Genomic DNA, 11,205 nt, shown 5'->3' on the forward strand with positions numbered 1-11,205 from the left:
CAACGATTCCACTCGGCAGGCCTAAAAGGTTGGCAAAAGAAATGCGGCCATCACTGTCATCCGTCGTTGAGCGGGGAATTTTAACCACTTCGTTTGAGGGTTCAGGCGTGAGATCTTCTTCTGCCATTAAGGGGTTAAGGAGAAAAATTAGGCTGGCTAGTAGATTTAGAAAAGATCTCATGTCACCCTCTTCAAAATAAAAATGAATAAAACAGATGGGTTATATTAAAATTGAAAATAGTAATCAATATTTTTCTCTGTTTTTTGTATTTGTCATAAAATATTTACATTGGAGAAAATGAACATCACATCGCCCATTTTTCTGTTTTACACATTGGCAACGCTAATACAAGAGTTGAGATTATAAATGGGTGGGGTTGATTTGATGATCTCAATCCAAGCAGGCGTTACACCTCTTAAAAAGAGAATATAAAACCCAAAGGCAAAAATAAACCACCAGGCATTATCAATTCATGGGACGAGACCATAAAAAAATCGTATGTGTCTTTTTATGCAAGTCTACATGTCTTTTGTGACTCATCTTAAAGCCAGTGTAAAAAATATAAGCATCACAAATCAAAAACTAATTTTAAGATGCCCATTTTTCTCAAAGAGCCTGAGTCTGCAAATCAATCCCTTTCTTGGCTTCTTGAGAATTTTGGTCTCCATTTAAAAAATCAAACTCTCGAATGTTGAGATCTCCATAGGTGCGCACGTACAATTTCTTGTTCGTTAAATCTTTCACAACAATCCACTGCGTAAAATCGCCACTGTTACTTTCTTTTTCGCGGACTGTTCCATAAGGGATATCCACCGTATTGAGGAGGTGAAAAGCCGCATTGATTCCTGCTTTACCAGTCTTTGGGGCACCCATCGCATTCTTAAAAAGAGCCGTGCGTACAAAACGTGAAGGAGGCGTCCAGTCCCCTGGAACACCTAGAAAACCTGTTCCTTGTCCCGTAGCGGTAATCACGGCATTGCCTATTTTTAATTCTCCGGCATTAACTGGAGAAAGATTGATGTAATTGCTCAAATTGGTTAGGTGCCAAGGATATTCAGGCGCATTTGTTAAAACATCGACAGGATTATCATAAATATTGACTTTGCCTTTAATGAACTCAACAACCCCACTTTTTCCGTTGGCATCATGCAACGACAAATGCACAGGTGGAATTATCGAAAAGCCTGCAACTTTATCCGAATAAACATGCATTTTTTCAAGAGCATTTTTGGCTTCTTCGACCGTTTCAACATTTCCCAATAACCATGCCATAATATCTGCAAAATGGATCATTGTATCAGCCGGTGCCAAGGAAACTGCTGGATATTCTGTCCCAGGCATCCATAATGCTCCTACGGAAAATCCTTTTTCATTAAATCCATCTGAAATAGCCTTTGAAGGCAAAATCACCATGCCAACGAAAGCATACTTGGAGGTCCATTGCATGCCTTTTTGATTGTTAGGTGCAGGACTTTGAAACTGTTCCCCCTTTGGAAAAAGTTGTACACGTGTAGGCAGAATTTGGGCAAATTCCAAAGAGCGTCCAACAATGCAGGTGTGGTCTTCCGCTTTTAGCAAAAAATCTGTGCAGCTAAAACCACTTGACGGAATGGTGCAGATGGCTAAAGCAATCACTTTAAAACTGACTGAATTCCAAATTTTTCTTAGCATGTGTTTCCTTAAGTTTAAATCTTTTAAAAGAGTGCATTGAAAAGAATACTTATTTCTAGTATCAAGATGCTTGTCTATTGTCAATAAAATCATTGAATAAAAAGGCGTTTTCTTTCATCTCTATCTTTTCAATCAGATAACCACAAGAGGACACATGTCTCAACCCAACCTAGTCGACACTTTTAAGACTTTAAAATCCTTAAATAACGATCAAAAACGTTATTACTACTCCTTACCTGCCTTAGAAGAGCAAAAGATTGCAAAGATTAGTCGTCTGCCCATTAGTATTCGTATTATGCTGGAATCTTTAATGAGAAATTGCGATGGAAAAAGAGTTCGAAAAGAAGACGTTGAAAGGTTAGCCAATTGGTCTGCAAAAGGGCCTTATGAAGGTGAAGTCCCTTTTGTAGTTTCTAGAGTCATTTTGCAAGATTTTACAGGCGTTCCATTATTAGTGGATTTAACAGCCATGCGCGACGCTGTTGCAGAAAGAAAATTAGATGCCACTCTTATTGAACCAGAAGTCCCCGTAGACCTTGTCATTGACCACTCTGTACAAGTCGATCGATCAGGAACAAAAAATGCTTTCGATTTTAATTTAAAGGTAGAGTTCGAACGGAACCAAGAAAGATATGAATTTTTGCGCTGGGGACAACAAGCCTTTAAAACGTTCAAAGTTGTGCCTCCAGGTATTGGAATTGTTCACCAAGTCAATCTAGAGCACATTGCCAAAGTTGTCTTTGTTAACAAAAAAAATGGCGTTCTAATCATTAGTCCTGACACCCTTGTAGGGACAGATTCCCACACAACAATGATTAATGGACTCGGTGTTTTGGGTTGGGGCGTTGGAGGAATTGAAGCAGAAGGCGCCATGCTAGACCAGCCAAACGTTTTACAACTTCCGGAAGTCATCGGCGTTCACTTAAGTGGTCGCTTATCAGAAGGAGTAACAGCCACAGATCTGACTCTCGCCATTACACAATTATTGCGCAAAGAAAACGTAGTAGGAAAATTTGTCGAATTTTTCGGTGAAGGCACAGCTAGCCTAACGGTTGCAGATCGAGCCACTATTGGAAATATGGCTCCCGAATATGGTGCAACTACGGGTTATTTTCCAGTCGATGAAAAAACGCTCGAATATCTCCATTTAACGGGGAGAGATGAAAAAGACATCACCCTTATCGAAGAGTACTTAAAAGCACAAAATTTATTCGGTGTACCTAAAAAGGGGGAAATTGACTTTACGAAAGTTCTAGAACTTGATCTTTCTTCCCTTAAACCCGCTGTAGCAGGTCCTAAACGTCCTCAAGACCGCATTGATCTGATCAATCTTAAAAGCAAATTCCTCGAAATCATCAAAACCCCAGTTAAAAATGGCGGTTACGGAAAAACAGATGAAGATCTCCAACAAGCGGTCGGTGTGCATTCAAACGGAACAGTTTCCATAACCGTTCCTCATGACACCGGAGGTACTTATGTGCTTGATACCAAACAAAAAGAAGAACCTGCCTGGGATGAAGTTGAGATGGTTACAAACCGCCCTTTTAATTCTGCAATTACCGATCCAGGCTATGGCGAAGCTGAAAAATGCGACATCATTTTAAAGCATGGGTCCATCGTCATTGCCGCCATTACAAGTTGTACAAATACAAGCAATCCAAGTGTTATGCTAGGGGCCGGTTTACTTGCTAAAAAAGCAGTAGAAAAAGGACTTAAGGTCAACCCCTTGGTCAAAACGAGCTTAGCTCCAGGATCTCGCGTCGTTACAGATTATTTTGAAAAAGCAGATCTCCAAAAGTACTTTGATGCACTCGGCTTTCAACTTGTTGCTTATGGATGCACCACCTGTATTGGAAATAGCGGTCCGCTCGACGATAACATTGAAAAAGCCATCAAAGATTATGATTTAATTGCCGCCAGTGTGCTAAGTGGAAACCGAAATTTTGAAGCCAGAATCCATAGCGCTGTTAAAGCTAACTTTTTGATGTCTCCTCCTCTTGTAATTGCCTTTGCTATTGCGGGGCGAGTAGATATCGACTTTGAAAAAGAACCCTTGGGAATTGGAAAAGACGGCAATCCCGTGTTTTTAAAAGACATTTGGCCTTCGACAGAGGAAATTCAAAAGACAATCGCTAAAAGCATCGATCCAAGCATGTTTAAAAACAGGTATGGACGCATTTTAGAAGACAACCCCATTTGGCAAAATATCCAAGTCAATTCTGGGGGTGTTTATGAGTGGGACGAAACAAGCTCGTACATCCAAAAACCTCCATATTTTGATGGATTTACTACAGAGCTTCCCCCTAGAATACCTTTGCAAAATTTACGTCCCCTCGCGCTCTTTGGAGATTCAGTCACCACGGACCATATTTCTCCTGCGGGATCCATAGGAGCTGATACCCCAGCTGGCAAATATTTACTCTCCTTAGGAATCAAAAAGGAAGATTTCAATAGTTATGGAAGCCGCCGTGGAAACCACCACGTAATGGTACGTGGAACTTTTGCAAATGTGCGGATTCGCAATCGGATGGCTGGTGATAAGGAAGGTGGTTTCACAAAATTGATGCCTGAAGGCACAGTGATGCCGATTTTTGATGCATGTCAAATTTATGGAGAGAAAAATGTTCCCTTAATTGTCTTTGCGGGAAAAGATTATGGCATGGGCAGCTCACGCGATTGGGCCGCCAAAGGATCTGCTCTTCTCGGTGTTAAAGCCGTCGTCGCTCAAAGCTTTGAAAGGATTCACCGAACCAACCTAATTGGAATGGGTGTATTGCCTCTTCAATTTAAACCTGATGAAAGTTGGGAAAGCTTGGGTATTACGGGCGATGAAACATTCTCGCTAATCGGAATTGAAAATCACATCACAAGTAAGCAAGAAGTCACTTTAGAAATTAAAAAAGGCAATGAAATAAAAAAAGCACAACTAATTTTACGGTTAGACACTCCAATAGAGATTGAGTATTATCTTCATGGGGGGATTTTACCCTACGTATTACGCCATATTCTAGCAAAAAAGGCACAAGCATAAACACCCCTTCCAGGCATCCTAAAAACATTTTTTAGGATGCCTTCATGAGACTCTCCATCTTTCACTTCTACTTTTACAAATTGTCAGATTGATTTAAATCCGATTCAATCCATAATAAAGCCTGCAAATCTTATTAACATATCTAGTTTTACTAAAAGCACAAAAATGACTATTGAGCTAAATCCGCTTCAAAATAATTTGGTAATAAATATTGAAACCATACTTCCTAACGAAACTCTTCTTCATCTTTTTACATTCCTTAAAGAGATCAAAACAACTCGTTTGGTAAACAAAAAATGGCGAGAGCTAAGTCTCACGGCCGAATTTTATGAAATCAAAAAATTCATCTCCTTTATTTCGGACAAAGTGAATAAAAAAAAATATCCGAATGAATCAGATCAGATCAATGAGTTAAACAAAAAAATGCTTTTTAACTACTTCCAAAATATATTTGTTTTAGAAAGAGCGTTGATCAATATTTTAAAAAATTTTGAACAAACTGATCTTGATCAATTAAAGCTTTTTATTGAAGACAGAGATCCCATAGATCTTTCTTTTGCATGTCTATCTAAGAACCTCTTCGATTTAATTTCCTTACACAAAGACCTGGAAGAATTGCTGTTAGATGCGGAAAAGCAAAATGCAATCGTCAAAAATGAAAGATGCCAAAAACTGTACGAAGCATTTAAAAAAGCAAATCGCTTAAGTGAAGCTGCACAGCTTATCCAGATAGCCACGGATCCGGTAGAAAGAACGATGGGGAGTACCAAAAACATCTATCCTAGATCCTCTATTGCAAGTGAAATTTTTTGCGATTTAATGCAGAAAGGCAATCTAGAAATAGCGAAAGTTTTTTTAAAAGAATTTTACATGCAAAATCCTCCCCAATTTTTATGCAGGGACTACCACGTAAATACATACTTGGAAGAAAAGTTCGACATGTTTATAAAGAATGGCGATCTAAAAAATGCCCTAAATTTAACAAAAATCATTTATGAAATCGAAACCGAAAGAAAAACGTTCTCCTATATCTATATAAAATTCTTTAGGAAAATTGTCACATCTTATACCGAAAGCAATCAGTTAGAAAAAGCTAAAAAATTAATCAAAGATTATCATCTAGGTATTGAGCTTCTATAAAATATATTCAAATAATTTTGTTGTCTCACAAGAATTTTCAAGAATTTCTTTTCCAAGATAAGCTTGTTGCTGTAACGTTTTCACATGTCCTGTAGACCTATAAAGGAATTTTGGACAATTGATAAATAGAGCTTCTTTGTTCAACAGCTGTTTAACAGACTTTGTGAAAGATGCTTTTTGATCTTCAGCAATAAAATTGCTTACATTACTTAGGTAAAGAGTATCTATCACAATATCATGACGATCTAAGGTGTTTCTTATTTTAGCAAATGTTTCATAATGAGAAAGATCTTCTGTAATAGGAATAATGGCTCCTCTCGACACAAGCTTTTGAATAAAGAGGTAGGATTTTTCATTTTCAAGCCAACTGCCTTCACGAGACAACTCTTTTTCTATCCGATCAGTAGGCAAACCTTGTTGATCTTCATGAAAAAATAATTCTCTCTGTTTTCCATGCAAGGAATTCAAGTAATGAATCATTTTCTGCTTAAAGATTTCCCGGGTCCCTGATGACTGGATGATCTCCATTGTTTTCTCAATAAATTTGGCATTTTGTGGGTTAAAATCAATAATCAATCCATAGTTTGAGTTTCTTTGGACCATCATATCAAAATTATACCATGCTGCACAACCTATGTGGATGGTTTTAGCCCCATGATTAGGTCGTGAATGTGCTCTTAACTTTTGATAGATCGTTGCTAAGTTAGTTTCATTGGTTGTGATATAAATGCCATAAATTTGATCGGCTACATGGGGATTATTAAAAGATGCTAATGTTTTCGTTATCGAATCCTGAGAAAATACTTTTTGCCATATTGTAAAAGATTTATCAAGGGTTTTAATTTTTTTATAGCATCTTTTTGTCGCTTTTAAAGGATGGTATATCCACCCAATGGAGAAAAAAGCAATCCATCCAGCTATTTTTTTGCCTGTACATTTTTTGTTTTTCCATGGAAAGCAAATAAAGTTCAGACATTTATTGATGGAGCTAAGAGGTGACATAGATGATCCTTTCGTTTAACAGGCAAACCATAAAAAATTCCCCTCAAATAAGCAAACGTTAATATTAATGCCTGCATTCAGAAAAGTAAGTTTCCCACCCCCCACCTAACGCCTTGTAAAGACGAACTAAATCCAAAAGGGCTGCACTCTCAGCATCTAAACGGTTTTGTTGAATGGAGATCAACTGCCTTTCGCTATCTAACAAATCTGTTATACTCACGAGTCCTTTCACATATCTTTCATTGGAAAGTTGCACAATTTTTTCATTGCGTCCAACACTATCACCGTAACGTCGCATGGTTTTTAAATCTTCCAAAAATGTCACCATGGAACTTTCTGTCTCTTGCAATGCTTGCAAAACGGTTTGACGATATGTATAAGCGGCAGCTGTGGCAGATGCTTCAGCAACACGCAAGTTCCCCACAAGTTTTCCTCCTTGGAAAATAGGAAGGTTAATATCACCGCCATATGACCACGTATTACTTGCGCCTTGAAAAAGATTGCTGAACATTAAAGATTGAAATCCTTCATCTCCAAATAGAGAAATTGTAGGAAAAAAATTGGCAACGGCAACCCCAATATCTGCTGTCGCTGAGGCTAATTGCCTTTCAGCTGCCCGGATATCTGGCCTTCTTCTCAAGATATCTGAACGGATTCCAATAGACACTTCACTCGGGATGGGAGGTAACGATCGATAGGGCAATAATTCTGCCACAAGCGTTTCAGGTAAATTGCCTGTCAAAACGGAGAGTGCATAGATGCTTTGAAATAGCAATGCTTCAAAATTAGGAATCGTCGCATAAACTTGCGCGACCTCCGCTTCAATTCTTTCAAGATCCAATTGATTGCTCAATCCAGCCTTGACTCTTCTTCCAATAATATCTGCACTTTTTTCCAAAACGTTGATATTTTCCTTTGTCAAGCTAATCTTTTCCTGAGCCGTTCTTGCCTCTAGATAATTGCGGGCAACCTCAGCAAAAACAGAAATTAAGCGATCGTTCATTTGCTCAATGGATGCAGAGACTTTCGCATCGGCTGATTCCACGTTTCGTCTTGTCTTTCCAAATAGATCGAGTTCCCATGTCATGTCCAAAGTTGCATTATAAAGGGTTTGAAATTGGGGAACTTGAATTGTAAATTGGGCATTGGGTGTCGTAGCACCTGGTGTCGTAGGTGCATTTGGCGCAGGGATTTGAAAGAGAGGCCCATTTTTGCTAAACATGGTTCTAGAACCATTGAAATCAGCCGAAAGCTGTGGAAATAATGGTGCAGCAGCCACCATGCGCGTGGCTCTTGCTCGGCAAACATTCGCTTCAGCAACTCTGATGTCATTGTTGTGCAGGGCTGCCATTCGTATATATTCAATCAGAAGAGGATCTTCAAAAACTTCCCACCACTCACAAAGAGGCAGTTCTTGGGAAAATTCCAGATTAACCTCTTGTGGACATGGTAAAGGCGTCCATTGATCCGGCACATAGTTCATAGGTGGCCGATAATCTGGTCCCACCATGCACCCACACAAGAATAGACTTAATAAATAATAATAAAAATTTCTCATAAGCCCACACTTATTCTAATCGTTTTCTAAAGAACCAATCGGCTCCAGATAAGGTAAAAACTGCAATAATTGCCATTGGCCACGTATTTTGAAAGACGAGATAGGCAGGCATGTCCTTTAAAAAGATGCCTTTTACGACGACTAAAAAGTAGCTCAACGGATTGGCGAGGTCAATGGTTTGCAACCAGCCAGGCATATTCTCAATGGGAGTTGCGTAACCGGATAATAAAATGGCGGGAGACATAAATACAAAACTACCTAGAACGGCTTGTTGCTGTGTTTGACAAAGCGAAGATACAAACAGTCCCACACCCACTACTGAGCTAACAAAGACTAGTAAGCTAAAGTATAATAAGAGCAAAGACCCGGTAAAAGGGATCTGAAAGAAAAAAACGGCAAGAGCAATAATGACTGATCCTTCGCATACACTAATAATAATCGCTGGTAACATTTTCCCTATGAGAATTTCAAATGGTTGCGCTGGAGAAACAAGCAATTGATCGAAAGTACCCATTTCTCTTTCACGAGCGACAGATAGAGCTGTCAAAATGACCGTTACAACCATCGTCAGCACACCGCAAAGATTGGGAATATTAAACCAATAATAAAGAAGATTAGGATTATACCAATTGCGGGTAACAAGCACTGTCGGCTGCACATGAAAGCCTTGATCATGGGAAAACTCGCGGCTAAATTGGTCGATGATGTTCAAAGCATACCCTTGTACGATCTGTGTAGTATTCGATTTACGTCCATCGAAAATGAGCTGAACAGGCGCTTCTTTCCCTGCATACAAATTGCGCGAAAATTGATCATCGATATGAAGGACCATCATTACTTCCTGCAAATCAATCACACGCGTAATTTCCTCAACACTGCCTAAGTAATGAATCTTTTTAAATGTAGGTGCTCCTTTGAAGCGTTGCACCAATTCAAACGCAGGTTTTCCAGAATCTCGATTTAAAATACCTATCGATACATTTTTTACATCAAGGGTCGCCGCAAAAGCAAAAATAAACAATTGAAAAAGAGGGGGCACGATTAAAACAGCCCGACTTTTTTTATCTCGCCAAACCATCAAAATCTCTTTAATAATCAATGCATGAATACGCCCAAACATGCTAATCCAATCTTTTTTTTGTTTTAAAGGCCGTTATCATTAATAAAATAAATCCAAAAGCTAACATACAAAGCAAATCAGGGATAATTAGCCTCCAAATATTTCCTACTAAGAACAAAGTTTGAAGGCAAGAGACGAAATAGCGTGCTGGAATAATATAAGTTACAAGTTGAATAACAAAAGGCATGCTCGAAATTTCGAAGATAAAACCAGAAAGGATAAATGCGGGCAAAAACCCCACAAACATGGAGATTTGGGATGCGATGAATTGATTGCGACTGAGTGTAGAAATTAATAATCCCAAGATGGTCGCGCAAAATAAAAAAGCACCCGAAACGAGAGCTAACAACAAAAACGATCCCCTAAATGGCACATTGTAGAAAAAAACCGCCACTGCAACGCAAATCATCATAGATGTCATTCCTAAAAAAAAATAAGGAATTAATTTACCAAACAGTAATTCGTAAATGCCCACTGGTGTCGCCATCATAGCCTCCATTGTCCCCCTTTCCCATTCTCTTGCGACAACTAAAGCGGTAAGCAAAGTCCCAATCAACGTCATGATAATGGCCAAAGATCCGGGAACTAAAAAATTTCGACTAATCAACTCTTCGTTATACCAAAACCTTGGCTGAGGGTTAACTAGAGGTAAACCTTTAAGATTCTGATTAATTTTTTCCTGTTGTAACCAGATGTTCCAAGCACCTAAAACATAATTTTGCACAAATGCAGCTGTATTGGGCTCACTTCCATCCGCAATGACTTGAATGGGTGCGGGCTGATCCGTCCGTTTTTTAAAAGCAGAAAAATAGGAAGGAACAACGACAATGCCTCTGATTTTACCTGCAATGATTAAATCCTCCAAACTTCGACGATCTTTTGCCATCCTCACTTCAAAATAAGGAGAGTTTTTAAGCGATTCAGCAAAACTAATGGCATCAACGGTTGTTTCTTCTAACACTAAACCAAGTCGCAAATGATTCAAATCAAGAGAAACACCGAATCCATAAAGAAACAACAGGATCATAGGAAGCAATAAGCTAATCAAAATACTGCTTGGATCTCGGATGATCTGAAAAAATTCCTTAATCACAAGAGCTTTAATGCGCCTGATACTCCCTTCTTTTTTTATTTGCGCAGCCTCATTCATTTAGCATGCTCCTGATCGTACCGATTAATCAATTCGATAAAAGCATCTTCAAGAGTAGGTGAAGGGTTATGATCTGTTTTTACAATGTCTTTTAACTCATCCGGTGACCCTAAACGAATCAAACGACTGCGATACACCATTCCAATGCGATCGCAATATTCAGCTTCATCCATGAAGTGAGTGGTCACCATGACTGTCACCCCTTTTTCAACAAGCCCATTGATGTGATTCCAAAATTCTCTGCGAGTAATTGGATCTACACCGGATGTGGGTTCATCTAAAAAAAGTACAGTTGGATTGTGCATCACAGCACAAGATAGGGCTAGGCGCTGTTTAAAACCTAAAGGAAGTTCATCTGCGGAAACGTTGAGATAGGGTTTTAGATCAAATGTGTCGACCATTTTCTGTACAGCTTCAGCTCGATATGTACCTGTGAGATTATAAATCCCTGAAAAAAATTGCAGGTTTTGCATAACGCTTAAATTTCCGTAGAGAGAAAATTTTTGTGCCATATAGCCAATTTGGGCCCTAG

Annotated in this window: 9 protein-coding genes; 2 read left to right on the forward strand and 7 right to left on the reverse strand. The window is 38.9% G+C overall.

The window, feature by feature from the left end; genetic code table 11:
• Positions 1-181 (reverse strand): hypothetical protein (locus AB7E63_RS12325; protein ID WP_428419601.1); only part of this gene is annotated, 181 nt, incomplete at its 3' end.
• 426 nt (positions 182-607) lie between these two features.
• Positions 608-1,672 carry a linear amide C-N hydrolase gene (locus AB7E63_RS12330; RefSeq protein ID WP_036746270.1) on the reverse strand — a complete coding sequence of 355 codons (1,065 nt, stop codon included), beginning with the start codon at positions 1,670-1,672 and terminating at the stop codon, positions 608-610.
• Between the two features lie 154 nt (positions 1,673-1,826).
• Here AB7E63_RS12330 and AB7E63_RS12335 point away from each other — a divergent pair, with 154 nt between their 5' ends.
• Both AB7E63_RS12335 and AB7E63_RS12340 read left to right on the forward strand, forming a co-directional pair.
• Positions 1,827-4,703 (forward strand): aconitate hydratase, encoded by a 2,877-nt coding sequence (locus AB7E63_RS12335; protein ID WP_006341477.1) that lies wholly within the window; start codon positions 1,827-1,829, stop codon positions 4,701-4,703.
• A 165-nt stretch (positions 4,704-4,868) separates the two neighbouring features.
• Complete coding sequence (locus AB7E63_RS12340; protein ID WP_006341478.1) at positions 4,869-5,843, forward strand: F-box protein; 975 nt, start codon at positions 4,869-4,871, stop codon at positions 5,841-5,843.
• On the opposite strand, the gene AB7E63_RS12345 is transcribed toward AB7E63_RS12340, so the two are convergent.
• From AB7E63_RS12345 to AB7E63_RS12365, 5 genes are all read right to left on the reverse strand, one after another.
• Positions 5,838-6,845, reverse strand: coding sequence for a hypothetical protein (locus AB7E63_RS12345; protein WP_006341479.1), 1,008 nt, complete (start codon positions 6,843-6,845; stop codon positions 5,838-5,840). The genes AB7E63_RS12340 and AB7E63_RS12345 overlap by 6 nt on opposite strands.
• Before the next feature lie 64 nt (positions 6,846-6,909).
• On the reverse strand, positions 6,910-8,403 hold the full coding sequence (locus tag AB7E63_RS12350) for an efflux transporter outer membrane subunit (RefSeq protein ID WP_079891738.1): 1,494 nt from the start codon (positions 8,401-8,403) through the stop codon (positions 6,910-6,912).
• Between the two features lie 10 nt (positions 8,404-8,413).
• The gene (locus tag AB7E63_RS12355; protein ID WP_006341481.1) at positions 8,414-9,523 is read right to left on the reverse strand and encodes an ABC transporter permease; all 1,110 of its coding nucleotides are present in this window, start codon (positions 9,521-9,523) and stop codon (positions 8,414-8,416) included.
• A 1-nt stretch (position 9,524) separates the two neighbouring features.
• Positions 9,525-10,673, reverse strand: a complete 1,149-nt coding sequence (locus AB7E63_RS12360) for an ABC transporter permease (RefSeq protein ID WP_006341482.1) — start codon at positions 10,671-10,673, stop codon at positions 9,525-9,527.
• On the reverse strand, positions 10,670-11,205 hold a 536-nt coding region (locus AB7E63_RS12365), incomplete at its 5' end, for an ABC transporter ATP-binding protein (RefSeq protein ID WP_428419602.1). The genes AB7E63_RS12365 and AB7E63_RS12360, both read right to left, overlap by 4 nt.

Origin of the sequence: Parachlamydia sp. (genome assembly GCF_050255895.1) — a bacterium.
In the GTDB taxonomy this organism is placed as follows: Bacteria; Chlamydiota; Chlamydiia; order Chlamydiales; family Parachlamydiaceae; genus Parachlamydia; species Parachlamydia acanthamoebae.

What these genes read in the sequence shown, in the direction of transcription:
- AB7E63_RS12355 (WP_006341481.1), bottom strand. Translation starts at nt 9,523, where the DNA reads ATGTTTGGGCGTATTCATGCATTGATTATTAAAGAGATTTTGATGGTT.
- AB7E63_RS12330 (WP_036746270.1), bottom strand. Translation starts at nt 1,672, where the DNA reads ATGCTAAGAAAAATTTGGAATTCAGTCAGTTTTAAAGTGATTGCTTTA.
- AB7E63_RS12345 (WP_006341479.1), bottom strand. Translation starts at nt 6,845, where the DNA reads ATGTCACCTCTTAGCTCCATCAATAAATGTCTGAACTTTATTTGCTTT.
- AB7E63_RS12350 (WP_079891738.1), bottom strand. Translation starts at nt 8,403, where the DNA reads ATGAGAAATTTTTATTATTATTTATTAAGTCTATTCTTGTGTGGGTGC.
- AB7E63_RS12335 (WP_006341477.1), top strand. Translation starts at nt 1,827, where the DNA reads ATGTCTCAACCCAACCTAGTCGACACTTTTAAGACTTTAAAATCCTTA.
- AB7E63_RS12360 (WP_006341482.1), bottom strand. Translation starts at nt 10,673, where the DNA reads ATGAATGAGGCTGCGCAAATAAAAAAAGAAGGGAGTATCAGGCGCATT.
- AB7E63_RS12340 (WP_006341478.1), top strand. Translation starts at nt 4,869, where the DNA reads ATGACTATTGAGCTAAATCCGCTTCAAAATAATTTGGTAATAAATATT.